Source organism: Micromonospora sp. NPDC005324, from assembly GCF_040607155.1.
In the GTDB taxonomy this organism is placed as follows: Bacteria; Actinomycetota; Actinomycetes; order Mycobacteriales; family Micromonosporaceae; genus Micromonospora; species Micromonospora trifolii.
Map to the genome: position 1 here is coordinate 96,128 of NZ_JBEXGE010000010.1, position 22,302 is coordinate 118,429.

Consider the following 22,302-nt stretch of genomic DNA (forward strand, 5'->3'; position numbering starts at 1 on the left):
CGACGCCTGAGGATGAGGAGGCAAGCGTGAGGGGACCGGTGGTGGTGCTCGGGGACACCCTGCTCGACCGGGATGTGGAAGGTGTGGTGAACCGGCTCTGCCCGGATTCCCCAGTGCCGGTGCTCGACGAGACCGCGGCCACCGACCGACCGGGGGGCGCCGGGCTGGCGGCGGTGTTCGCCGCCGCGCAGGGCGCCGAGGTGGTGCTGGTGACAGCGCTCGCCGACGACGCCGGCGGGGCCCGGCTGAGCGCTCTGCTCGCCGCCGCCGGCGTGCAGGTGTACCCACTGGCCCTTGCCGGCGCGACGCCGGAGAAGATCCGGCTGCGGGCCCGGGGGCGGGTGCTGCTGCGCCACGACCGGGGCAGCGCGTTCGGGGAGCCGGGTCAGCCCTCCGACGAGGTGCTCCGGGTGATCGCCGCGGCGTCGGCGGTGCTGGTCAGCGACTACGGCCGGGGGGTGGCCCGGCAGCCCGCGCTGCGCGACGCGTTGGCCGCCACCCGCGCGCCGGTGGTGTGGGACCCGCATCCGCGCGGCCCGGCGGCCGTGCCCGGCGTACACCTGGCCACCCCGAACGAGTCCGAGGTGCGCGAGCTGGTCCCCGCGCTGCCCGGCGCCTCCCGACTGGCCGCCGCGTCGCGCGGCGCCCAGGGGCTACGGCGGCGCTGGCGGGCCGGCGCGGTCGCTGTGACGCTGGGCGGCGACGGCGCTCTGCTCTGCCACGCCGGGTCGACTCCGCTGGTGGTGCCGACGCCGGGTAGCGCCGAGGGGGACACCTGCGGTGCCGGCGACCGGTTCGCGGCGGCGGCCAGCCTCGCGTTGGCGCAGGGCGCGTTGGTCTCCGAGGCGGTGCAGGTGGCGGTCGCCGAGGCGTCCGCGTACGTGGCCGGTGGGGGAGTGGCCACGGCGCTGCCCCCGTCGGCGCCTGCGGTGCGGGCCGGGGGGGCGCCGGGGCGGCGAGCCCTCCAGCCGGCACCACGAGGTGTTGCGGTGGCCGACCGGGTGGGGGTGGCCGCTGTGGCCACGCTCCTGGGTGAGGTACGCGCCGCGGGTGGCACTGTGGTGGCGACCGGCGGGTGCTTCGACCTGCTGCACGCCGGGCACGTGGCCACCCTGGAGGCGGCCCGGCAGCTCGGCGACTGCCTGATCGTCTGCCTGAACTCCGACGCCAGCGTGGCCGGGTTGAAGGGACCGGATCGGCCGGTGCAGTCCGAAGCTGACCGGAGCCGGCTGTTGGCCGCCCTGAGCTGCGTCGACGCCGTCCTCATCTTCGACGAGCCGACCCCGGAGACGGCGCTGTCCTGGGTACGTCCCGACGTCTGGGTCAAGGGCGGCGACTACGCCACCGGCGGTGGGGACGCGAGCGCCACCCTGCCGGAGGCGGAGGTCCTGCGCCGCTGGGGTGGGAACACGGTGGTGGTGCCCTATCTGGACGGTCGGTCCACCACCGACCTGATCGTCCGCACACTTGCGGAGCGGACCCGATGACCGCCACGCGGCCCGGTGCCGGGCCCACCGTCCTGGTCACCGGCGGCGCCAGTGGCCTCGGCGCCGCTGTGGTCGCCGCTGTGGCCGCCTCCGGTGGTCGACCGCTCGTGCTGGACCGGCAGCCGCCGGTCGACGGGGTGTCCTGGACCGAGTGCGACCTGGCCGACACACGAGCCGCCGAGGTCGCCACCCAGCACCTCGCCGAGCAGGCCGGTGGCCTGGACGCGGTGGTCACCGCCGCCGGCACCGACGTGCCGGGCCGACTCGCCGACCTGCCGGGGGAGACCTGGGACCGGATCGTCGCCGTGGACCTGCTGGCCACCGCGGCGGTGATCCGGGCCGCGCTGCCGTTCCTGCTGACCTCCCGCGGCCGCATCGTCACTGTCGCGTCCACCCTGGGCGTCAAGGCGGTCAGCGACGCCACCGCGTACTGCGCGGCGAAGTTCGGCGTGGTGGGGTTCACCCGAGCCCTCGCCGCCGAGCTGGCCGGTCAGGTCGGCGTCACCCTGCTCATCCCGGGTGGGATGCGCACCGCGTTCTTCGACGAACGTGACCCGCAGTACAAGCCGGGGCCGGACGCGATCCTCAACGAGCCCGCCGACACCGCCACCGCGATCATGTTCGCGCTCAACCAACCGCCCGGTTGTGCGGTGCGCGAGATGGTGGTCTGCGCCGAGCAGGAGACCTCGTACCCGTGATCCTCGTGCTGCGCGCCCTCGGCGTCGGCGATCTGGTGACCGCGGTGCCCGTGCTGCGGGCGCTGCGGGCCGCGTACCCGTCGCGGGAGCTGGCGCTCGCCGCGCCCGGCTGGCTGGCCCCGCTGGTCGACCTGGTCGGTGGCGTCGACCGGCTGGTGGACACCGCCGGGCTGGAGCGACCCCTCCGGGTCTCCTCGGCCCCGCGGGTGGCTGTCAACCTGCACGGGCGCGGCCCGCAGTCGCACCGGCTGCTCGCGGCCACCCGGCCCGGTCGGCTGCTCGCCTTCGCCAGCCCGGACGCCGGCTGCGCCGACGGCCCGCGCTGGGCCGTCGACGAGCACGAGGTGGACCGGTGGTGTCGGCTGCTGTCCTGGTACGACATCCCGGCCGACCGCGCCGACCTCGGTCTGCGTCGGCCCGGGCCGACGGAGCTGCCCAAGGGTGTCACACTGCTGCACCCGGGAAGCAAGATCCCGGCCAAGCGGTGGCCGGCCGAGCGGTTCGCCGCGCTGGCCCGGGCGCTGACCGACCAGGGGCACCGGGTGCTGCTCACCGGCTCGGCCGACGAACGGGCGTTGGCGGCCCGGGTGGCCGATGCGGCGGGGTTGAGCTCGGACGCGGTGCTGGCCGGCCGGACCGACCTGGGCGCGCTCGCCGCGCTGGTGGCCGACGCCCGGTTGGTGGTCAGCGGGGACACCGGAATCGCCCACCTGGCCACCGGGTACGGCACCCCGTCGGTGGTCCTCTTCGGACCGGTGCCGCCGGCGCACTGGGGGCCACCGCCGGACCGGCCACGGCACCGGGTGCTCTGGGCCGGCGAGGCGGATTGGCCCAGGTGGGATGGGGTAGGAAGCCACCCGACGATGGCGGCTCTGCGCCTCGACGAGGTGCTGGCCGCCGTGGCTGAGGTGGAGAGGGTGGTGCGGGTCTCCGGTGCGGTTGCGGCGTAGCGACCCGGGTCGACCGGGGTACGGACGGCGTCGGCGCGGACGGGGTTGGCTCTTCGTCGACCCGTCCGGCGCTCCGGTGCGGGATCCGGACGTGCTGGCCCGGCTGCGGGAGTTGGTCATCCCGCCGGCCTGGCAGGACGTCTGGATCGCGCCGCACCCGAACGGGCACATCCAGGCGATCGGGATCGACGCGGCCGGACGCAAGCAGTACGTCTACCACCCGCGGTGGCGGGAGAAGCAGGACGAGGCGAAGTTCGACCGCGTGCTGGAGGTGGCCCGGCGGCTGCCGGCGCTGCGCGAACGGGTGGGGCGGGACCTGGACGGGCGCGGACTGGGCCGGGACCGGGTGCTGGCCACTGTGGCCCGACTGCTGGACATGGGGATGTTCCGGGTCGGCAGCGACCAGTACGCGGCCGGCGACGACCCGACGTACGGGGTGGCCACCCTGCGCCCCGAGCATGCCCGGTCCCGTGGCGACTGCGTGGTGCTCGTGTTTCCCGCGAAGGGGGGCATCGAGCAGGTACGCCGGATCGAGGACCCGGAGCTGTGCCAGGTGCTGGCCAATCTGCGCCGTCGTCGGCGACGGGCGGAGCGGCTGTTCGGCTACTGGGACGGCCGGGAGTGGCGCGACGTGCGCAGTGACGAGGTGAACGGCTACCTGCGCGACGCCAGCGGTGGGGAGATGACCGCGAAGGACTTCCGTACCTGGCACGCCACGGTGCTCGCGGCCACTGAGCTGGCCACCGCCGCGCCGGCCCGCTCGGTGACCGCCCGGCGCAGGGCAGTGGTCGCGGTGATGCGTGCGGTGGCGGATCTGCTGGGCAACACGCCGACGGTGGCTCGCGCGTCGTACGTGGACCCCCGGGTGGTCGACCTCTACCACGACGGGGTGGTGGCGTCGGTCGATCCGCAGGCAACTCGCGAGGAGGCGGAGCGGGTCGTCCTGGAGCTGCTGCAGAAGTCCTGACCGGCCCCGTCGGCGAATCTGGGGGGAAGCGCGACGGGACCGGAGCCTCGGGCGTGCGCAGGGTGCCACCGGGCGGCCGCCCGCCGCTCGCGCGGCGGGCGCCTCGCCACGGCCCCCGTTGGCGGCCCACCAGGTGACGGCTGGCCGCGTTGGTGTCAGTCTGCCGGCAGCGAGTTGACCGTGGACGCCCGGCGGTTGACGATCCGCGCCACATCCGAGCCGCTGTCGCGGTGCTCCTGCGGGGTGGTGCCGTACGCGGCCCGGAATGCCCGGCTGAAGTGGGCCTTGTCGGAGAAACCCCACCGCGCCGCGACGGTCTGCACGGGCAGGTTGCGCAGCGCCGGGTCGGTGAGGTCGCGCCGGCACCGGGCCAGCCGCAGCTCCCGGATGTACGACGCCACTGTGGCGTCCTCGGCCTCGAACAACCGGTGCAGGGACCGCACCGAGATGTGGTGGGCGTCGGCGACGGCCTGTGGGCCGAGGTCCGCGTCGCCGAGGTGGCGGTGGACGTACGCCTGCACCTGGGTGAGCAGCGCCCGGCGGCGGACCTCGGTGGGCACGGCGTCCTCGGCGACGAGGTGCCGGCCGAGCATGGTGGTGGCCAGGTCGAGGCCCACCGCGCCGAGCCGGCTGGCGTCGGCGGCATGGTACTGCTCGGGGTGCCCGGTCACCTGGAGCAGAAACTGGGCGAGCAGCGCCCCGATCCCCTCGCTGCCGGACATCCGACCGCCGTAGAGCGCTGCCATCCGCTGTGGTGGCAGCGGCAGCGCGGCGTGCGGGATCAGCGTGATGATCGAGGTGGCCTGGTCCCGCTCGGGATCGGTCGCGTGGTGGCACACGTCGTGGGGTCGGGACCCGTCATAGAAGGTGAACTCGCCGGCCAGGATCTCGCTGCGGCGGCCGTCCTGGCTGGACGTGCCGATGCCGCCGGTGGTGAGGGCGAGGATGTACAGCTCCGGGTCGGACTGACGGACGAGCTTCGGGGTCCGGGTGGCGTCCAGCGACGGGTACTCGTACTGCACCAGTTGGATCGGGCCGAGGTCGACGAAGTCGGCGCGGGCGGCGAAGTCGTCGCTGTGCGCGGAGCTGATGCGCAGCGGCGCCGAGGTGCGCGCGACCAGGTCCAGCCACATGCCGAACCGTTCGCCCGGTGGCAGGACCGTGGTGTCGATGGAATCTCTTGGCAACATCGGTGCTCCCTCAGCCCGCTCGACGCTGGATCAGCGCCTCGACGCCGTCGAGGATCCGGTCCAGGCCGAAGACGAACTCGTCGTCGGGGTCGTCGTCCTGGTAGAGCACGCCGGCGCTCAGCACCCGGTGCAGCGCGGGGAAGCGGGCCGGGTCGATGAGCCGGGCCACCAGCCGGCCGTACACCGGCATCATCTCGCTGGGCTCGACGCCGGCCGCCCGGCTGCCCTCGGCGATCTGCGACGTGAGGGTGGCCTCGTTGCGGACGTACCCGGTGATCAGCAGGAGCACCGACATCTTCTCGCCCTCGCCGAGGGTGGTGCCGTCGAGGCAACGCAGCCCGTCCTCCATCCAGCCGAGCTGCTGCGGAGTGATCGGCGGGCCACTGATCGGCACGCGCAGCAGCCAGGACCGTTGCCGCAGCACCTCGTGCTCGGCCCAGGCCCACCGGGTGAGGCCGGCGCGCCAGTCGACCTCGGGCGGGGGCGGCCCGGGGGATGGGCCGTACCCGGTGTCGACCATGAGCATCAGCAGCTCGTCCTTCGAGCCGACGTACCGGTAGAGGGCCATGGTCGCGGCGCCCAACTCCCTGGCCACCCGGCTCATCGAGACGGCCGCCAGACCGTCGGCGTCGGCCACGCGTACGGCGGCGTCCACGATGGTGGGCACGCTCATTCCCGGCCGGGGGCCCTTGGGTGGCCGCTCCCGCAGCCCCCACGCGCTCTCGATGGCCGGCGGGAGTACGGGCCCGCTGTCGTCTGTCTTCGCCGCCACTTTTCCTCCTTGCTTCGCCATCCTAGTTCTGCGTATGGTCTACGCATAACAGCGTACGTTATACACAGAAGGGAAACTGATCATGATGGTCACCACCACACCGGCGCCGCGAGCGGGCCGGCGGGAGTGGATCGGGCTCACGGTGCTGATGCTGCCGCTGCTCCTGGTCTCGATGGACGTGTCGGTGCTCTACTTCGCCGTCCCGTTCATCAGCGCGGAGCTGCGCCCCAGCGCCACCGAGCAGCTCTGGATCTTCGACATCTACGGCTTCGTGCTGGCCGGGCTGCTCATCACCATGGGCGCGCTGGGGGACCGGATCGGTCGACGCCGACTCCTGCTGATCGGCGCCGCCGCGTTCGGGGCGGCGTCGCTGCTGGCCGCGTACGCCGACAGCACCGCGACGCTGATCGCCGCGCGTGCCGTGCTCGGCATCGGTGGGGCCACCCTGATGCCCTCGACCCTCGCCCTGGTGCGCAACATGTTCCACGACGCCAAGCAGCGCGGCACCGCCATCGGCATCTGGACCGCCACCCTCACCGGCGGCATCGCGATCGGCCCGGTGCTCAGCGGCATCCTGCTGGAGCACTTCTGGTGGGGCTCGATCTTCCTGATCAACATCCCGGCGATGCTGATGCTGCTCCTGCTCGTCCCGCTCCTGGTGCAAGAGTTCCGCAACCCGGCGACCGGGCGGTTCGACCTGGTCAGCGCGGCACTGTCGCTCGGCGCGCTGCTGCCGGTGATCTACGGCATCAAGGAGATGGCCCGCGACGGCCTCAGCCCGGCGCGGCTCCTCGCCATCGTCGGTGGTCTGCTGGTGGGCGGGCTCTTCCTGCACCGGCAGCGGACCCGGGCGTACCCGATGGTCGATCTCGCGTTGTTCCGCCGTCGCGGTTTCGCCGGGTCGCTCGCTGTCAACCTGCTGGCGATGTTCGCCATCGTCGGCTTCGCCATCTTCACCACCCAGCACCTCCAACTGGTGCTCGGCCTGAGCCCGCTGCGGGCGGCACTGTGGAGCCTCGTACCGTCCCTCGCCGTGGGCGGAGTCGCGCCGGCCGCCGCCGCCCTCGCCCAGCGCGTCGAACGGGCGTACCTGATCGGTGCGGGGTTCGGAATCGCCGTGGTCGGCTTCGTGGTGTTGACCCGGGTCACCCCGGAGACGCCGCTGTGGCTGCTGCTCGTCGGCGCCAGTGTCTACGCGGGTGGCCTGGTGATGGTGATGTCCCTCGTCACCGAGCTGGTCCTCGGCGCGGCGCCGCCCGAGCAGGCCGGTGTCGCGTCGGCGCTCACCGAGTCCAGCAGCGAGCTGGGCGGTGCGCTGGGAATGGCGATCCTGGGCAGCGTGGGGGCGGCGGTCTACCGCCGCGAGATCGTCGACGGCCTGCCGGCCGGGCTGCCCGCCGACGCCGGCGCCGCGGCCCAGGAGACCCTCGGCGGTGCGCTCGCGGTCGCTCAGGGGCTGCCGGCGGAGCTGGCCGACGCGGTGCGGCACGCCGCCGGGCTCGCGTTCACCGACGGGCTGCACCTGGCCGCGTACGCCGCCATGGCGGTGATGCTGCTGGGCGCGGTCACCGCGCTGGTCGCGCTGCGCGGCGTCCGACCGGCCGACTCCACGGCGCCGGCCGTCGAGCCGACCGGTCCGGCCGACACCTCGTTGTCGTCGGTCAGTCGATGAGCACGTGCGCGAGCCGGTCGCGGAAACGCCGCTCGGAGTCGCTGACCGACTCGCCGCCGATGCCCAGCAACCCACCGCTGGACGCGGCGCCCACCACCTGCTCGGCGATCTTCACAAGCCAGTGCTTGTACGCGCCGGCCTCACCCTCGTCGACCCGCGCCGCCAGCAACGCGCCGGCCTCGCCGGCCCGCAGCAGCACGTCGTCGATGTACGCCACGGGGTCGGCGGGCGCGATGGCCGGCAACTCCTCACCGGTGTCCGGGTCACCGACCCGGGTGACGATCTCGCCGGCCACGGCGGCGACCAGCGGGCTGGCCGACTCCCGGCCGGCGGCGATGGTCTCCAGTCCGGCCGCGTTCTCCGCCATGGTCCGGCGGGTGCCGTCGGACTCGGCGGCGCTCGCCGCGGTCAGCACCGACTGCGGCAGGCCGACCAGCAACCCCCACTCCTCGTCGGAGAAACCGAACCCGGTGTACGCCGGCTGCTCGATCACGACAACGCCCCTTCCGCACTGCTCTGCTTGGTCAATCGATGCTCTGCTTGGTCGATCCACCGGGCCCGGAACGGGCGCCCGGGTCAGGCTAGTCCAGGGTCAGCAGGCCCTGTTCGGACACCACGCGCACCGACAACGTCTTGTACCCGACCTCATCGAAGAGGACCGTCATCTTGTCCTCCTCGTACGAGAGCACCAGGCCGGGCCCCCACTCCGGGTGACGCACCTGACTGTGCACCGGGAACGGCCCGACCGCACCCTGGTCGGCCACGCTGGTGCCGTTGTGGCAGTTGTCGCAGTGGCCGCAGACCTGCGTCATCTGCTCGCCGAAGTAGGCCAGCAGGGTCTGCCCCCGGCAGGCCCGGGTCTCGGCGAAGGCCCGCATCATGTCGGTGCGGGACCGGGTCACCGTCTGCTGGCGCTCCGCCTCGGCCAACGCCGCCGCGGCGGCGTCGGTCGGGTTCGGGGAGTAACGGGAGGCGCCGATGCGCTGCCGGGCACGCGGCTCGGCCGCCCCGACCTGCTCCAACAGGGAGAGGTACTGGCCCAGCTTGCGCGGCCCCAGGCCGGTGGTCTCGCGCAGTTCGGTCTTGGTGGCTGCCTTCTTGCGCAGCAGCGCGGCCAGGTCGCGCAGCTCCTCGACGTCGGGCAGGCCGCCGCTGAAGAACCGTTGCAGGCCCACATCCTCGGCCCGCCAGAGCAGCAGCACCCGGGCCGGTTGCCCGTCGCGGCCGGCCCGGCCGATCTCCTGGAAGTAGCTGTCCGGCGAGTCGGGCAGTGCCATGTGCGCCACCCAGGCGATGTTCGGCTTGTCGATGCCCATGCCGAACGCCGAGGTCGCCACCATGATGGGGACCTGGTCGGCGAGGAACGCCTCGTGCAGCTCCGCGCGGGCACCCATCGGCATCCCACCGTGGTAGAACTGCGCCGGGAAGCCGGCGTCGGTCAACCGGGTGGCCAACTCCTCGGCGGCGCGGCGGGTCGGCACGTAGATGATCCCCGGCCGGCCCTCGTCGCGCAGCAGTGTCATCAGGCGCCGCCAGCGGTAGTCCTCGTCCGGGCAGTGCGCCACCTCGAGAAAGAGGTTGGGCCGGTCCAGCCCGGAGACCACCACGTCCGGGTCGCGCAGCCGCAGCCGGGCGATGATGTCGTCACGTACCGGCGGGGAGGCGGTGGCGGTCAGCGCCACCACCGGCGGCCGGCCGATGCCCTCGATGAGGTGCCCGAGTGCCAGGTAGTCGGGGCGGAAGTCGTGCCCCCACGCGGAGATGCAGTGCGCCTCGTCGATCGCCACCAGAGCCGGCTTCAGCGCGGCCACCTCGGCCATCCGCTCGGGATTGCTGAGTTGTTCCGGGGTGATGAACAGGAACTCCGCCCGGCCCTCGCGGATCTCGGTGATCGCCTCGGCCTGCTGGCTGGCCGACTCGTTGGAGCTGATCCGCACCGCCCGCAGCTCCGGGCGTTGTCGCTCGTTGAGGGAGGCGATCTGGTCCTGCTGGAGGGCCAGCAGTGGGGAGATCACCACTGTGGGGCCGGGTATCAGGCTGGCCGGGATCTGGTAGATCGCCGACTTGCCGGCACCGGTGGGCAACACCACCAGGGCGTCGCGGCGCTTCATCACCGCGCGCATCGCGGCCAGTTGGTTGGGCCGAAGCGCCTTCCAGCCGAAAAGGCTGCGGGCCGCGCGGCGCAACGTCATCGAGTGCGTGGACAGTTTCATCGAGGGCCGGAGGTACCCGAGCTCATGACCGTCGAAACGCGTTCGGACGATCATGAGCTCGTTGATCGCCGACTCAGCGCAGCCGGGGCAGGACCTCGCGCTGGTAGAGGTCGAACAGACCCTGGTAGTGCGGGCCGGTGTTGGCCACGTAGACCTCGTCGAAGCCCGTCTTGGCGTACTGGTCGATCATCTCCAGGTGCGCGTCGGCGCTGTTGCCGCAGACGAACGCCTTCTTCAGCATCTCCGGCCTGACCAGTTCGGCGGCCTGCTCGAAGTGCCGCGGCGAGGGCAGCACCTGGGACAGCTCACCCGGCACCCCCGCGTTGGGCCAGCGCTCGTACGCGATGCGCAGCCCCTCCTCCTCGCTGTCCGCGTACGCCGCCTTGAAGCCGGCCTGGCACGGCTTGTCGCCGCCGCCGTTCTCGCGGAAGCGCCGGACCATCTCGCCGTCGGGCATGGTGCTCACGTAGCCGTCGCCGATCCGCGCGGCCAGGTCGATGGACTTCGGCCCGAAGCCGGAGACGTAGATCGGCGGGGGAGCGTCGGGCAGCGTGTAGATCCGGGCCTGCTCGACTGTGTAGTGCTTGCCGTGGTGGCTGACGAAGCCGCCGGCCCACAGCGCGCGCAGCACCTCGACGGCCTCCTCCAGCATCTCCAACCGGACGTCGGCCTGCGGCCAGGCGTCGCCGAAGATGTGCTCGTTGAGCGCCTCGCCGGTGCCGACGCCGAGCACGAACCGCCCGCCGTGCAGCACCGCGCTGGTCGCCGCCGCCTGCGCGATCACGGCCGGGTGGATCCGTACGGTCGGGCAGGTCACCGCAGTGGTCACCGGAAGTGAACAGACCTGGCTGAGCGCGCCGATCATCGACCAGACGAATGGGCTCTGACCCTGTGCGTCCACCCAGGGGTGGTAGTGGTCGGAGATCCACAGTGCCTCGAAGCCGGCCCGTTCGGCACCGCGCGCCTGCTCCACCAACTCGGCCGGCGTGAACTCCTCGCTGGACAGAAAGTATCCGGTCTTCATGGCTTACCCCTTCGGCACGCGGACCTGCTGATGGGGGAAGCCGTACCCCGGCGACGCCCGGTCACACCGGTTGTCGATGCGGGGCGGATCAGCGTCGACCGAACATCGCCCGGATCGCGGCGAGGAGCAGCAGGGCGCCGACCACCAGGCCGAGCAGGCGTACGCCGGGGATGTCGGCCGGGCTCGTCGCGTCGGCCAGCAGGACGGGATCCATCCCCGCACTCTCCCCGGGGAGCGGGCCGCCAGGCAACTGTAAGGTTTATTGACTATTGAATCGCTCAGTGTGACCATGGCAGGACCGCCTGCCGGTGGCGGTGCGCCGAGGGCGCGCGAGAGATGGGGTACGGGGGCCGCATGAGCGAGCGCAACCAGCGGGTCGACGGGGGCGCACCGTCGCCGGTGATCGACGTCGATCACGGCAAGGGGGCGGAGTGACAACTACCAACGAGCACCTCCCGGCGCTCGCCGCCGCCGTCCTGCAACCCGGCTTCGTCGGCACCACCCCACCGCCATGGGTGTGCCGCTGGCTCGGCGAGGGTCTCGGCTCGGTGGTGCTCTTCGCCCGCAACGTCGTCGACACCGAGCAGGTGGCCGCACTCACCGCGACGCTGCGCGCGGAACGGCCGGACGTCATCGTGGCGATCGACGAGGAGGCCGGCGACGTCACCCGGCTCGAGTCGGTGCACGGGAGCTCCCGGCCCGGCAACTTCGCCCTCGGCGCTGTCGACGACCCGGAGCTGACCGAGGCCGTCGCCCGGGACCTCGGCGCCGAGCTGGCCAGGGCGGGGGTCACCCTCAACTACGCCCCGGACGCCGACGTCAACTCCAATCCGGCGAACCCGGTGATCGGCGTGCGCTCCTTCGGCGCCGACCCGGTGCTGGTAGCGCGGCACACCGCCGCCTGGGTCCGCGGGCTCCAGGCCGGCGGCGTGGCGGCCTGCGCCAAACACTTCCCCGGGCACGGCGACACCCGGGTCGACTCACACCACGACCTGCCCCGGATCACCGCCGACCGCGACCGGCTGGACGCCTGCGAACTGGCCCCGTTCCGCGCCGCCGTGGCCGCCGGGGTGCAGGCGGTGATGACCGGCCACCTGCTGGTGCCCGCGCTCGACCCGCACCTGCCGGCGACGCTCAGTCAGCGCATCCTGGGCGGGTTGCTCCGCGACGAGCTGGGCTTCTCCGGCGTGGTGGTCACCGACGCGGTGGAGATGCGCGCGGTCGCCGACAGGTACGGCTTCGCCGGTGCGACAGTCCGTGCCCTCGCCGCCGGGGCCGACGCCATCTGCATCGGTGGCGAACGGGCCGACGAGCAGGCCGCCCGCGAGCTGCGCGACGCCATCGTGGCCGCCGTCGTCTCCGGTGAGCTGCCCGAGGAACGTCTCGCCGAGGCCGCCAAGCGCGTCGGTCAACTCGCCGCCTGGACGGTGGCCGCCCGCAGCGCCGGCTCGGCCGGCGGGCGCGCCGCCGCCGACGTCGGGCTGGTCGCCGCCCGCCGGGCCGTCCGGGTCACCGCCGCCCCCGGTACGACTGTCGCGCTGCCCCTGACCCGCGCGGCGCACGTCGTCGAGTTCGAGCCGCTGCGCAACATCGCCATCGGCGCCGAGACCCCGTGGGGCATCGGCGGACCACTGACCGAGCTGCTGCCCGGCACCAGCACGGTCCGCTACGCCGAACCCGACGTGCCGGCGGACCCGGGCGCCGGTGCGGGCAGCCGCCCTCTGGTCCTGGTCGTCCGCGACCAGCACCGGCACGACTGGATGCGCGCCGCCGTGCACCGCGCGTTGGCCGCCCGGCCGGACGCCGTCGTTGTCGAGTTGGGCGTGCCCGAGCTGGTCACCGGGGCGGTGCACCTGGCCACCCACGGCGCCACCCGCGCCAGCGGACAGGCCGCCGCCGAGGTGCTCGCCGGCGCCCGCTGACCGGCCCGCGCTATGGGAGGTCGGCGACCAGGTCGGCGTACTCGGGGTGCTTGTCGATGAACGCGGCCATGAAGGGGCACTGCGGCACCAGTGTCGTGCCGCGTGCCCGGAGCTGGTCCAGGGTGCCGCGGATCAGCGCGCCGCCCACCCCCTTGCCCTGAAAGCCCCGGTCCACCTCGGTGTGGGTGAAGACCAGGACCTCACCGCGCGGCACGTACGCGGTGAAGCCGGCCAGCGCGTCGTCGACCAGGATCTCGAAGCGGTGCTTCGCCGGGTTGTCCTCGACCAGGGTGCTCATCCGGCCATTCTCCCCGCCCGCTCGGCCAGCGCGTCGAGTTCGCCGAGCAACCGGTCCACCTCGTCGGCCGTGTTGTAGTGGTAGATGCTGGCCCGCACCGCGCCGCCGCTGTCGCGCAGACCCATCATTTGGAAAAACTCGTAGGCGTAGTAGTCGCCGACGGAGAGGCAGAACCCGGCGGCGCCCAACGCCTCCTGGGTGGCCGCCGGGGACATGCCGGCGACCCGGAACGAGACCGTCGGGCAGCGCCGCGCCGGCGAGCCGTAGACGGTGATCGCCGGCCGCTGCGCCAGCCCGGCGAGCAGCCGGTCCAGCAGTGCCTCCTCGTGCGCCTGGGCGGCGGCCAGCCCGACCCGCAGTCGGGCCCGCCGGTCCCCGACAGCGTCCGGGTCCAGCCCCGCCAGGTGATCCACGGCGGCGGCCACGCCGGCCAGCAGCGGAAAGCTCGGCGTGCCGTACTCAAACCGGTCCGGCACCGCGTCGGAGGACGGCACCAGCTTCGCCGGGCGCAACGCCGCCCACCGGGCCGGGTCCGCCACCATCGCCGCCAGGTGCGGGCCGGACCACTTGTACGCGCTGGTGACCAGCACGTCGGCGCCGAGCGAGGCCAGGTCGGTCGGCCCGTGCGGCACCGAGTGCACCGCATCGACGTAGACCAACGCGCCGACCGCGTGCGCGGTCTTGGCGATCGCCGACACGTCCGGCATGGTGCCGATGGCGTTGCTGCCGGCGGTCACCGCGACCACCCGGGTCCGCTCATTCACCAGGTCCGCGTACTGGGCCGCGGGCAGCTCACCGGTGTGCCGGTCGACCTCGGCCCAGCGCACCGTCGCGCCGGCCGCCTCGGCGGCCTGCACCCACGGCCGCACGTTCGCGTCGTGGTCGAGCCGGGAGACCACCACCTCGTCACCCGGGCGCCAGGCCGCGCCGAGCGTGCGGGCCAGGGTGTAGGTCAGCGCTGTCGCGCTCGGGCCGAGCACCACCCCGGCCGGGTCGGCGCCGAGCAGGTCGGCCACCGCCGAGCGTGCCTCGGCCACCAACTCCAACGACCGGCGACCCGCTACGTTGGCGGTGCTGCGATTGCCCACCGCCGACCGCATGGCGTCGGTGACCGCGTCGATCACACCGGCCGCGGTCTGGGTGCCGCCGGCACCGTCGAAGTGGACGAAGCCCTCGGTCAGGGCGGGGTAGGCGGCCCGGGTGCGGGCGATGTCGAACGGCATGTCCCGGACCCTAGCCGGTCCTCCTCGTACCCTGGTCGGCCGCCAGGTGATCACCGTTGGGCGGTGACGTCGCGGATGTCTCGTACTCTTGGCGGGGTGACGAACCGACCCGCCACCATGCCCATTCCCACCGTCCGCCGCGCCGCCGGTCTCTTCGCCGGTCTGGCGCTCGGCCTCGCCGTGCTCGCCGGGTGCAGCTCCCAGGGCGCCTCCACCGACTGCGGGCTGGACGCCTGCACTGTCACCTTCGAGCGGGGTGTCGACGCGAGCGCAACCATCCTGGGCGTCGAGGCCAAGCTGGTCGGTGCCGAGGGTGACCAGGTGACCGTCGAGGTCGCCGGTGAGCAGCTCACCCTCACCACCGGCCAGCAGGCCGCCGAGGCCGGGGGCTTCGCGGTCACCCTGGACAGCGTGACCGACCAACAGGTCAAGGTTCGCGTAGCGCGCAACCCGGGCAGCTGACCTGGGCGGGTGGCGGTGGCCGACGTTTGGGAATCTTCAGAATCGGAGATTGTGACGCCATGTCACTCACCCGTAGCGCCGAAGCCACCGCCTCCCGAACGGCGGACAGCCGGTGGCTGGAACTTCTCGCCCGGGCCGGCTTCATCGGCTACGGCATCGTCCACCTCCTCTTCGCCTGGTTGGCGTTGCAGATCGCGTTCGGCACGTCGTCCGACGACGGCGACCAGTCCGGCGCGCTGCGTACCCTCTCCGCACAGCCCCTCGGCAAGTTCCTGGTCATCGCCGTCGCTGTCGGCCTGCTCGCGATGGCGATCTGGCAGGCGCTGGAGGCGGCGGTCGGGCACCGCGCCGAGCGCGGCAAGGAGCGGATCACTGAACGGCTCGCCTCGGCCGGCCGGACCATCGTCTACCTCTACTTCGCCTGGACCGCCTTCAAGGTCTTCTCCGACGCCGGGTCGAACAGCGCCGACAAGCAGGAGGCGTTGACCGGCAAGCTGATGACCTCCAGCGGTGGCCGCTGGCTGGTCGGCCTGGCCGGGCTTGTGGTCGCCGCGATCGGCATCGGTCTGGTGATCTACGGCGCCCTGAAGAAGTTCGAGAAGCACCTCAAGACCGGCGAGATGAGCCCGAAGACCCGCCAGCTCGCCCGCCGGCTGGGCATGGCTGGATACATCGCCAAGGGCGTCGCGTACGGCATCGCCGGTCTGCTGGTCATCGTGGCGGCGGTGAAGTACGACCCGGAGAAGGCCCGTGGTCTGGACGCCGCACTGCACACACTGCGTGAGCAGTCCTACGGCACGTTCCTGCTGGCCCTCGTCGCCCTGGGCATCGCCGCCTTCGGCGTCTACTGCTTCCTCCAGTCCCGGTACCGCAAGGTCTGAGCTGGTCGATTTTCAAGACGACGGGCACTCTTGGGCTTTTGCCCGGAGTGCCCGTCGTCTGATCCAAGGGGAGCCCCGAAGCTGTGCAGAACTATCTCGAAACGGCCGTCGCCGCGCTCGTCGCGGCGGCGGTCGCCCTGTTCCTGGTCGAGGTCGTCCACCGGGTGACCCGGCGGTTCGGCCGCCGGTCACTGCTGTTGACCGAGTTGACCGACCACGCGCACCGCCCGTTCCAGGTCGCCGCAACGGTCCTGGCCGTGCAGTTCGCCGTCCGCTTCACCACCGGGTACGCGGTCGGCGTGAGCTGGCGGCGGCTGCTGCTGCACCTGCTCATCCTCGGCGTCATCGCCACCATGGCCTGGCTGGTCGCCTGCCTGCTGATCGTCGTGGAGGACACCGCGCTGGCCCGGTTCCGGGTCGACGTACCGGACAACCGGCACGCCCGGCGGGTCCGAACCCAGGTGGTGATGCTGCGCCGACTGACCATCGCGGTGATCGTCATCCTGGCCGTCGGCGTGATGCTGATGACGTTCCCCAGCGTGCGGGGCATCGGCGCCGGTGTGCTGACCTCGGCCGGTGTGGTCGGTGTGGTGGCCGCGCTCGCCGCGCAGAGCCTGCTCGGGAACGTCTTCGCCGGCGTTCAACTCGCCTTCAGCGACGCCGTCCGGCTCGACGACGTGGTCGTCGTCGAAGGGGAGTGGGGTCGCATCGAGGAGCTGACCCTCAGCTACGTCGTGGTGCAGATCTGGGACGACCGCCGGTTGATCCTGCCCACCTCGTACTTCACCAGCAAGCCGTTCCAGAACTGGACCCGGACGGAGGCGGCGGTGCTTGGCACCGCCGAGTTCGACGTCGACTGGGCGGTGCCGGTGCAGACCATGCGCGAGGAGCTGCGCCGCCTCGTCGAGGGCACCGAGCTGTGGGACGGTCGGGTCTGCGTCCTCCAGGTCACCGATGCCACCGGCGGGATGGTCCGGTTGCGCGCGCTGGTCAGCGCCGCCGACGCGGGCAGCCTGTGGGACCTGCGCTGCCTCGTCCGGGAACACCTGGTCGCCTGGATCCGGGACAACCGCCCGACCGCGATGCCCCGGCTGCGCACCGAGCTGGGCGACTCCAACAGCAACCTGTCCTGGCAGTGGGTGCAGCCGAGGCGGCCGGCCCGCCGCCTGTCCGACACCGAGGCGCCCGACGACGCCCGTGTCTTCGGCGGCAGCGACGACGGCGACGCGCGCAGCGAAGCCTTCGTAGGCCCCGAAGAAACCCGCCCCTAACCCCACCCCACCCCTCAAGTCCCGGTTGATCATGAAGTATTGCCACGACACGCGGGGCGGGAGGGCAATAACTTCATGATCAGCGGAATTCGTGGTCCGTTGCGGGAGGTTTGGTCGGGCTTGGGTTGGGGATGTGCTGCCGGACGTCTCTGGCGTGATCGCGGCGGTTGGCCGTGCGTTGGCGGCGCGGCGTCCGGACAACGGGACGGTGAGCTGGTTGGCGCGCTTTAGGATTGACGAGCGGCGACTTCGGGCATACAGCGCGGTGATGAGGAAAGGAGGACAGCATGGCTGACGTGGCGAAAGCCCGCACATCCCAGAACGGGAGCGAGCCCTCCACTGCCGAGTTGGTGCAGCGGGCCACCGAGCAGATCTCTCGCCTCGTGCGGGACGAACTGACGCTGGCCCGAGCGGAGTTGACTCAGAAGGGTAAGCACGCGGGCATCGGGATCGGCCTGTTCGGCGGCGGCGGCGCGCTGGCGTTCTTCGGTCTGGGTGCGCTGGTCGTCACGGCGATCCTGCTGCTCGACCTGGTGTTGCCCGCCTGGGCCGCGGCGCTGATCGTGGCGGTGGCCTGCTTCCTGGTGGCCGGCATCCTGGCTTTGGTGGGCAAGAAGCAGGTCAGCCGTGCCGTCCCACCGATGCCGGCGGCCACGGTCCGTAGCCTCCGGGCAGACATGGAGACCGTCACCGCCGCGGTGAAGGACAGGGGGCGGCAATGACCGGTAACGGGACCGGCGATCCGGAGGCCCTCCGCGAGGAGATCCGTCGCACCCGGGTCGAGTTGGGCGAGACGATGGAGGCGTTGGCCGCCAAGGCCGACGTCAAGGCGCGTCTCAAGGAGTCCGCCGAGCAGGCCAAGGAGCGGATGCGCGAGCAGGCGGCGCAGACCGTCGCTCGGGTCCGCGGGCAGGCCGCGCGTGGCGCCGGTATGGCGCGGGCGCAGGCGTACGAAAAGGGCGAGATGGTACGCGCACAGGCGTACGACAAGGGCGAGTTGGTGCGCCGCAACCCGGTGCCATGGGCGGCCATCGCGGCCGGTGCGGTGGCCACCGTGGTGGTGCTGATGATCGTTCGGGGGAGGCGTAGGTGAGTAAGAGCATCGGCAGGGTCGCGTACCGGCCGGTCGGCGTGTTGTTGGGCATCGCCGCAGGCACGGTGGCCGGGGCGATCTTCCGGCAGGTCTGGAAGGTCACCGCGGGCGACGGTGAGGCGCCCAACGCGACCGACGAGGATCGCGGCTGGGGCGAGGTCCTGGCCGCCGCGGCGTTGCAGGGCGCCATCTTCGCTGTCGTCCGGGCCGCCGTGGACCGGGGCGGCGCGGTCGGCGTACGCCGGATGACCGGCAGCTGGCCGGACTGACCAGGCAGCGACTTCAGCCCCCTTCCCGCATCGATGGGAAGGGGGCTTTCGCATGGCATCGGACGCCGCCCAGCGCGCCTGAGGCATCCGTCAGGTCACATGTCGGAGAAATTCGTCGGAGAGGTCGTGACAGACTTTTTACCTCCGTGATTTGCTGATCCCCGCTGTTGCGAGATGGCGTGGGTTGAGAGAAGTCTCCTTCGTGGGGCCGCCTCAGGCGCCGCTGCTCAAAAACGGCCAATCGGCCGGACGGCGTGCACGGCCGCCAGTTTTTAGAGGGAGATTCACATGGCTCAGGGAACCGTGAAGTGGTTCAACGCTGACAAGGGCTTCGGCTTCATCACCGTCGATGGTGGGGGTGCTGACGTGTTCGTCCACTTCTCGGCCATCCAGTCCAGCGGCTACCGCTCGCTGGAGGAGAACCAGCGGGTGGAGTTCGAGATTGCTCAGGGTCAGAAGGGCCCGCAGGCTGAGCAGGTCCGCCCCATCTGAGTAGGACGGCCGGCCCCCGCCGGCCAGTGGGACGATCCGGCTCAAGGGTCACGGCAGAGCCCCGCATCCCGGTTGGGATGCGGGGCTTTCGCCTGCTCGGGCTCCCTGGTGCAGCGACCGGTCAGCGTCGACGCGAGCGCAGGCCGAGCCAGAGCACCACCAGCCCGGCGAGCGCCACGAGCGGGCCGATGACCGCCCAGATCTTCTCGTCGGTCATCACGCTGCCGCTGACGTAGCCGAGGCCCTGGACCGTCCACACCGCACCGATCACCACGGCCAGCAGGCCGAGGGTGAGCGGAAGCCAGCCCCTCATCGTTTCCCCTCTCCGCCGCCCGGGTCGGCGCGCCGCCGTCCAGCATCGCCGGCCGGGCGGCGCGACGCGAGCACCTCGGGCGCGCGGGTCACCACCGGTCGTGCACCTGCGGGCGGATCAGCTCGTCGTAGGTCTCGCGGACGGCTGCCAACTGCTCGTCGGTGAGCGGGGACAGAGCCGCGGCGGCGGCGTTGCGTCGGGCCTGGTCTGCGTCGCGGGCACCGGGGATGACCACTGTGACGCCAGCCTGGTCCAACACCCAGCGCAGCGCGAACTGCGCCATCGTGCGGTCGGCGTCGACGAGCGGGGCCAGCCGGCGTACGGCGGCCAGGCCTCGATCGAAGTCGACTCCGGAGAACGTCTCGCCGACGTCGAAGGCCGCGCCGTGCCGGTTGTAGTTGCGGTGGTCGTCGGCGGGGAACTCGGTGTGCTCGTCGTAGCGGCCGGAGAGCAGGCCACTGGCGAGCGGCACGCGGGCGATGATGCCGACGCCGGCTGCCGCCGCGGCCGGCAGCACCCGTTCGAGGGGCTTGTGGCGGACCGCGTTGAGGATGATCTGGACGCTCGCCACCCCCGGTCGGGCGATCGCGGTGAGGGCCTGGTCGCAGGTCTCGATGCTGACTCCGTACCCGGCGATCACCTTCTCGGCGACGAGGGTGTCCAGGCCGTCGAAGACCTCGTCGGAGGAGAAGACCTCGGTGGGCGGGCAGTGCAACTGGACCAGGTCCAGGGTGTCCATGCCCAGGTTGGCCCGGGAGCGGTCGGTCCACTGCCGGAAGTTGGCCAGGGTGTACGCCTCCGGCCGCTGCTCGACGCGGCGGCCCATCTTCGTGGCGACGGTCAGCCCGGCGTCGGGTCGGGTGCGCAGGAAGCGGCCGATCAGCTGCTCGCTGCGGCCGTCGCCGTACACGTCGGCGGTGTCGAGGAAGGTGACCCCGGCGTCCACGGCGGCGGCGAGCACCGCCATCGCGTCGTCCTCGCTGACGGTGCCCCAGTCGGCGCCGAGTTGCCACGCGCCCAGGCCGACCGCGCCAACGGTCCGGCCGAGCCGGTTGAAGCTGCGCTGTTCCATGCCCCGAGCCTAGTGATCGGGTTGCCACCCTGCCATGCGAGCCGTACCTTCAGCAGTACGGACGTACGGTTTGGGAGGCGACCATGTGGGACCCGACGACCTATCTGCGCTTCGGCGACGAGCGATCCCGGCCGTTTCACGACCTTCTCGCCCGGATCCCGGCCGAGCGACCCCGGGCGGTGGTCGACCTCGGCTGCGGCCCCGGCCAGCTCACCGCCGTCCTCGCCGAGCGCTGGCCGACCAGCCGGGTGTGTGGCCTCGACTCCTCACCCGACATGATCGAGCGGGCCGAGGCCCTCGGTGCGCCGGTCGACTTCGCGGTCGCCGACCTGCGCGACTGGGCTCCGGCCGGCGACGAGGACGTGGTGGTCAGCAACGCGGCGTTGCAGTGGGTCCCCGGCCACCAGGAGCTGCTGCGCCGCTGGGCAGCCGAGCTGCCCGCCGGCGCCTGGCTCGCCGTGCAGGTCCCCGGCAACTTCGCCGCCGACTCGCACCGCGCCCTGCGGGAGGTCGCCAGCCGGCCGACCTGGCGGGCCGAGGTCGCCCCGCTGCTGCGCGCGGACCCGGTCGACGATCCGGCCGACTACGCGGCGCTGCTGACCGCCGCCGGCTGCGCGGTGGACGCCTGGGAGACTACCTACGTGCACCTGCTGCCGGCTCGACCCGCCGCCGAGCACCCGGTGCTGGCCTGGATGGAGGGCACCGCGCTGCGCCCGGTCCGGGCCGCACTGGACGCCGCCGGCTGGTCCGCCTTCCGGGCCGAGCTGGGAGTACGGCTCACCGCGGCGTACCCGGTGCGGCAGGGTCAGGTGTACTTCCCGTTCCGCCGCGTCTTCGTCGTCGCCCGCACCGGCGACCATGCCCAGGAGAACCCGTGACCGACCTTCCCACCTTCATCGCCGGCCTGCCCAAGGTGGAGCTGCACGTGCACCACGTCGGCTCCGCCTCGCCCCGGATCGTCGCCGAGTTGGCCGCCCGCCACGAGGGGCGCACCCCCGTGCCGGCCGACCCGGACGCGCTCGCCAGCTACTTCGAGTTCCGCGACTTCGCGCACTTCATCGAGGTCTACCTGAGCGTCGTGGACCTCATCCGCGACCCGGAGGACGTCTGGATCCTCACGCACGAGGTGGCCCGCGAGCTGGCCCGCCAACAGGTCCGGTACGCGGAGCTGACCATCACCCCGTACTCGCACGTCCGACGGGGCATTCCCGCGCCGGCGTTCTGCGAGGCCATCGAGGACGCCCGCAGGCGCGCCCTAGCCGACTTCGGCATCGAGCTGCGCTGGTGCTTCGACATCCCCGGCGAGGCCGGCCTGCCGGCAGCCGAGGAGACGCTGCGCATCGCGCTGGACGAGCGCCCGGACGGGCTGGTCAGTTTCGGTCTGGGTGGCCCGGAGATCGGCGTCCCCCGACCGCAGTTCCGGCAGTACTTCGACCAGGCCCGCGCCGCCGGGCTGCGCTCGGTGCCGCACGCCGGGGAGACCACCGGCCCGCAGACCGTCTGGGACGCCCTGAACGAGTTGGGCGCCGAGCGGATCGGGCACGGCATCTCCGCCGCGCAGGACCCGCAGCTGCTCGCGTACCTGGCCGAGCGACAGATCGGGATGGAGATCTGCCCGACCTCCAACGTGCGTACCCGGGCGGTGGCCACCCTCGACGAGCACCCGCTGCCCCAGCTGGTCGAGGCCGGGCTGCTGGTCACCATCAACTCCGACGACCCGCCGATGTTCGGCACCACCCTCAACGACGAGTACGCGGTGGCCGCCCGCCTGCTCGGCGTCGGCGCCGAGGGGCTGGCCGGGCTGGCCCGCAACGCGGTGACCGCGTCCTTCCTGGACGCCGTCGGCCAGCAGCGGATCCTCGCCGAGATCGACGCGTACCTCGCCACGGCCGGCTGAGCTGGTCGGTCGGCTGAGCAGGTCGGTGGAGCAGGGCGCGCGGCGGGAGCGTGGGTGTGGGGGGACCTGTGACTCCCGCCGCGCGCGCGGCTCCACCGGCCGTGGGTGCGTGGTGCGCTCGGCCGGTGGAACTGGT

At 72.5% G+C, this 22,302-nt stretch carries 25 protein-coding genes; 15 read left to right on the forward strand and 10 right to left on the reverse strand.

The genetic code is table 11. The annotated features are described in order from the left end of the window. Positions 1-41: 41 nt before the first annotated feature. Genes ABZS40_RS13285 through ABZS40_RS13300 form a run of 4 tightly spaced genes read left to right on the forward strand, consistent with a single transcriptional unit; the run spans position 42 to position 4,102 of the window. Positions 42-1,487, forward strand: a complete 1,446-nt coding sequence (locus tag ABZS40_RS13285; RefSeq protein ID WP_354943637.1) for a PfkB family carbohydrate kinase — start codon at positions 42-44, stop codon at positions 1,485-1,487. Continuing rightward, positions 1,484-2,185, forward strand: a complete 702-nt coding sequence (locus ABZS40_RS13290) for an SDR family oxidoreductase (protein WP_354943533.1) — start codon at positions 1,484-1,486, stop codon at positions 2,183-2,185. The genes ABZS40_RS13285 and ABZS40_RS13290 overlap by 4 nt, the downstream gene beginning before the upstream one ends. Then, a complete protein-coding gene (locus tag ABZS40_RS13295) occupies positions 2,182-3,135 on the forward strand; it encodes a glycosyltransferase family 9 protein (RefSeq protein ID WP_354943534.1) in 954 nt (317 codons plus the stop codon). Before ABZS40_RS13290 ends, ABZS40_RS13295 begins: the two co-directional genes overlap by 4 nt. Beyond that, complete coding sequence (locus ABZS40_RS13300; protein ID WP_354943535.1) at positions 3,119-4,102, forward strand: DNA topoisomerase IB; 984 nt, start codon at positions 3,119-3,121, stop codon at positions 4,100-4,102. Before ABZS40_RS13295 ends, ABZS40_RS13300 begins: the two co-directional genes overlap by 17 nt. Before the next feature lie 155 nt (positions 4,103-4,257). Here the strand turns inward: ABZS40_RS13300 and ABZS40_RS13305 are convergent, their stop codons facing one another. Together ABZS40_RS13305 and ABZS40_RS13310 are read right to left on the reverse strand one after the other, a co-directional pair. Continuing rightward, on the reverse strand, positions 4,258-5,292 hold the full coding sequence (locus ABZS40_RS13305; protein ID WP_354943536.1) for a helix-turn-helix domain-containing protein: 1,035 nt from the start codon (positions 5,290-5,292) through the stop codon (positions 4,258-4,260). Positions 5,293-5,302: 10 nt separating this feature from the next. Beyond that, complete coding sequence (locus ABZS40_RS13310; protein WP_354943537.1) at positions 5,303-6,064, reverse strand: TetR/AcrR family transcriptional regulator; 762 nt, start codon at positions 6,062-6,064, stop codon at positions 5,303-5,305. Between the two features lie 82 nt (positions 6,065-6,146). Here ABZS40_RS13310 and ABZS40_RS13315 point away from each other — a divergent pair, with 82 nt between their 5' ends. Further along, the gene (locus tag ABZS40_RS13315; RefSeq protein ID WP_354943538.1) at positions 6,147-7,736 is read left to right on the forward strand and encodes an MFS transporter; all 1,590 of its coding nucleotides are present in this window, start codon (positions 6,147-6,149) and stop codon (positions 7,734-7,736) included. Here ABZS40_RS13315 and ABZS40_RS13320 read toward each other — a convergent pair. The 4 genes from ABZS40_RS13320 to ABZS40_RS13335 all read right to left on the reverse strand — a co-directional run bounded on the left by ABZS40_RS13320 (position 7,726) and on the right by ABZS40_RS13335 (position 11,187). Continuing rightward, positions 7,726-8,229 carry a hypothetical protein gene (locus tag ABZS40_RS13320; RefSeq protein WP_354943539.1) on the reverse strand — a complete coding sequence of 168 codons (504 nt, stop codon included), beginning with the start codon at positions 8,227-8,229 and terminating at the stop codon, positions 7,726-7,728. The two genes, ABZS40_RS13315 and ABZS40_RS13320, sit on opposite strands and share 11 nt — an antisense overlap. An 88-nt stretch (positions 8,230-8,317) precedes the next feature. Then, positions 8,318-9,949: a RecQ family ATP-dependent DNA helicase gene (locus tag ABZS40_RS13325; RefSeq protein WP_354943540.1), complete on the reverse strand. Its 1,632-nt coding sequence runs from the start codon at positions 9,947-9,949 to the stop codon at positions 8,318-8,320. A gap of 73 nt (positions 9,950-10,022) precedes the next feature. Next, complete coding sequence (locus ABZS40_RS13330) at positions 10,023-10,973, reverse strand: TIGR03557 family F420-dependent LLM class oxidoreductase (RefSeq protein WP_354943541.1); 951 nt, start codon at positions 10,971-10,973, stop codon at positions 10,023-10,025. 88 nt (positions 10,974-11,061) lie between these two features. Further along, entirely contained in the window at positions 11,062-11,187 is a 126-nt protein-coding gene (locus ABZS40_RS13335; RefSeq protein ID WP_255750123.1) for a hypothetical protein, read from the reverse strand. Positions 11,188-11,404: 217 nt separating this feature from the next. On the opposite strand from ABZS40_RS13335, the gene ABZS40_RS13340 reads away from it, so the two are divergent. Next, entirely contained in the window at positions 11,405-12,895 is a 1,491-nt protein-coding gene (locus tag ABZS40_RS13340; RefSeq protein WP_354943542.1) for a glycoside hydrolase family 3 N-terminal domain-containing protein, read from the forward strand. Positions 12,896-12,905: 10 nt separating this feature from the next. Here ABZS40_RS13340 and ABZS40_RS13345 read toward each other — a convergent pair whose 3' ends face one another. Both ABZS40_RS13345 and ABZS40_RS13350 read right to left on the reverse strand, forming a co-directional pair. Beyond that, positions 12,906-13,193 carry a GNAT family N-acetyltransferase gene (locus tag ABZS40_RS13345; RefSeq protein WP_354943543.1) on the reverse strand — a complete coding sequence of 96 codons (288 nt, stop codon included), beginning with the start codon at positions 13,191-13,193 and terminating at the stop codon, positions 12,906-12,908. Next, entirely contained in the window at positions 13,190-14,416 is a 1,227-nt protein-coding gene (locus ABZS40_RS13350) for a cysteine desulfurase-like protein (RefSeq protein WP_354943544.1), read from the reverse strand. Before ABZS40_RS13350 ends, ABZS40_RS13345 begins: the two co-directional genes overlap by 4 nt. Before the next feature lie 96 nt (positions 14,417-14,512). Between ABZS40_RS13350 and ABZS40_RS13355 the strand changes: the two genes are divergently transcribed. From ABZS40_RS13355 to ABZS40_RS13385, 7 genes are all read left to right on the forward strand, one after another. Beyond that, positions 14,513-14,878, forward strand: a complete 366-nt coding sequence (locus ABZS40_RS13355; RefSeq protein WP_354943545.1) for a hypothetical protein — start codon at positions 14,513-14,515, stop codon at positions 14,876-14,878. Positions 14,879-14,937: 59 nt separating this feature from the next. Then, positions 14,938-15,759, forward strand: coding sequence for a DUF1206 domain-containing protein (locus tag ABZS40_RS13360; RefSeq protein ID WP_354943546.1), 822 nt, complete (start codon positions 14,938-14,940; stop codon positions 15,757-15,759). A gap of 83 nt (positions 15,760-15,842) precedes the next feature. Next, the gene (locus ABZS40_RS13365; RefSeq protein WP_354943547.1) at positions 15,843-17,030 is read left to right on the forward strand and encodes a mechanosensitive ion channel domain-containing protein; all 1,188 of its coding nucleotides are present in this window, start codon (positions 15,843-15,845) and stop codon (positions 17,028-17,030) included. Positions 17,031-17,317: 287 nt separating this feature from the next. Then, positions 17,318-17,752, forward strand: a complete 435-nt coding sequence (locus ABZS40_RS13370; RefSeq protein ID WP_354943548.1) for a phage holin family protein — start codon at positions 17,318-17,320, stop codon at positions 17,750-17,752. After that, on the forward strand, positions 17,749-18,123 hold the full coding sequence (locus ABZS40_RS13375; protein ID WP_354943549.1) for a DUF3618 domain-containing protein: 375 nt from the start codon (positions 17,749-17,751) through the stop codon (positions 18,121-18,123). Before ABZS40_RS13370 ends, ABZS40_RS13375 begins: the two co-directional genes overlap by 4 nt. Then, positions 18,120-18,392, forward strand: a complete 273-nt coding sequence (locus ABZS40_RS13380; RefSeq protein WP_091401703.1) for a DUF4235 domain-containing protein — start codon at positions 18,120-18,122, stop codon at positions 18,390-18,392. The genes ABZS40_RS13375 and ABZS40_RS13380 overlap by 4 nt, the downstream gene beginning before the upstream one ends. Positions 18,393-18,680: 288 nt before the next feature. Beyond that, complete coding sequence (locus ABZS40_RS13385) at positions 18,681-18,884, forward strand: cold-shock protein (protein ID WP_088962828.1); 204 nt, start codon at positions 18,681-18,683, stop codon at positions 18,882-18,884. 121 nt (positions 18,885-19,005) lie between these two features. Here the strand turns inward: ABZS40_RS13385 and ABZS40_RS13390 are convergent, their stop codons facing one another. Then, positions 19,006-19,197, reverse strand: coding sequence for a hypothetical protein (locus tag ABZS40_RS13390; RefSeq protein ID WP_124777641.1), 192 nt, complete (start codon positions 19,195-19,197; stop codon positions 19,006-19,008). A gap of 88 nt (positions 19,198-19,285) precedes the next feature. Beyond that, a complete protein-coding gene (locus ABZS40_RS13395; RefSeq protein WP_354943550.1) occupies positions 19,286-20,269 on the reverse strand; it encodes an aldo/keto reductase in 984 nt (327 codons plus the stop codon). 83 nt (positions 20,270-20,352) lie between these two features. Between ABZS40_RS13395 and ABZS40_RS13400 the strand changes: the two genes are divergently transcribed. Beyond that, positions 20,353-21,147 (forward strand): trans-aconitate 2-methyltransferase, encoded by a 795-nt coding sequence (locus ABZS40_RS13400; RefSeq protein ID WP_354943551.1) that lies wholly within the window; start codon positions 20,353-20,355, stop codon positions 21,145-21,147. Beyond that, a complete protein-coding gene (locus tag ABZS40_RS13405) occupies positions 21,144-22,166 on the forward strand; it encodes an adenosine deaminase (RefSeq protein ID WP_354943552.1) in 1,023 nt (340 codons plus the stop codon). The genes ABZS40_RS13400 and ABZS40_RS13405 overlap by 4 nt, the downstream gene beginning before the upstream one ends. Positions 22,167-22,302 lie beyond the last annotated feature (136 nt).

What these genes read in the sequence shown, in the direction of transcription:
- ABZS40_RS13375 (WP_354943549.1), top strand. Translation starts at nt 17,749, where the DNA reads ATGACCGGTAACGGGACCGGCGATCCGGAGGCCCTCCGCGAGGAGATC.
- ABZS40_RS13390 (WP_124777641.1), bottom strand. Translation starts at nt 19,197, where the DNA reads ATGAGGGGCTGGCTTCCGCTCACCCTCGGCCTGCTGGCCGTGGTGATC.
- ABZS40_RS13335 (WP_255750123.1), bottom strand. Translation starts at nt 11,187, where the DNA reads ATGGATCCCGTCCTGCTGGCCGACGCGACGAGCCCGGCCGACATCCCC.
- ABZS40_RS13305 (WP_354943536.1), bottom strand. Translation starts at nt 5,292, where the DNA reads ATGTTGCCAAGAGATTCCATCGACACCACGGTCCTGCCACCGGGCGAA.
- ABZS40_RS13400 (WP_354943551.1), top strand. Translation starts at nt 20,353, where the DNA reads ATGTGGGACCCGACGACCTATCTGCGCTTCGGCGACGAGCGATCCCGG.
- ABZS40_RS13315 (WP_354943538.1), top strand. Translation starts at nt 6,147, where the DNA reads ATGATGGTCACCACCACACCGGCGCCGCGAGCGGGCCGGCGGGAGTGG.
- ABZS40_RS13290 (WP_354943533.1), top strand. Translation starts at nt 1,484, where the DNA reads ATGACCGCCACGCGGCCCGGTGCCGGGCCCACCGTCCTGGTCACCGGC.
- ABZS40_RS13325 (WP_354943540.1), bottom strand. Translation starts at nt 9,949, where the DNA reads ATGAAACTGTCCACGCACTCGATGACGTTGCGCCGCGCGGCCCGCAGC.
- ABZS40_RS13370 (WP_354943548.1), top strand. Translation starts at nt 17,318, where the DNA reads ATGGCTGACGTGGCGAAAGCCCGCACATCCCAGAACGGGAGCGAGCCC.
- ABZS40_RS13385 (WP_088962828.1), top strand. Translation starts at nt 18,681, where the DNA reads ATGGCTCAGGGAACCGTGAAGTGGTTCAACGCTGACAAGGGCTTCGGC.
- ABZS40_RS13345 (WP_354943543.1), bottom strand. Translation starts at nt 13,193, where the DNA reads ATGAGCACCCTGGTCGAGGACAACCCGGCGAAGCACCGCTTCGAGATC.
- ABZS40_RS13395 (WP_354943550.1), bottom strand. Translation starts at nt 20,269, where the DNA reads ATGGAACAGCGCAGCTTCAACCGGCTCGGCCGGACCGTTGGCGCGGTC.
- ABZS40_RS13350 (WP_354943544.1), bottom strand. Translation starts at nt 14,416, where the DNA reads ATGCCGTTCGACATCGCCCGCACCCGGGCCGCCTACCCCGCCCTGACC.
- ABZS40_RS13360 (WP_354943546.1), top strand. Translation starts at nt 14,938, where the DNA reads ATGTCACTCACCCGTAGCGCCGAAGCCACCGCCTCCCGAACGGCGGAC.
- ABZS40_RS13330 (WP_354943541.1), bottom strand. Translation starts at nt 10,973, where the DNA reads ATGAAGACCGGATACTTTCTGTCCAGCGAGGAGTTCACGCCGGCCGAG.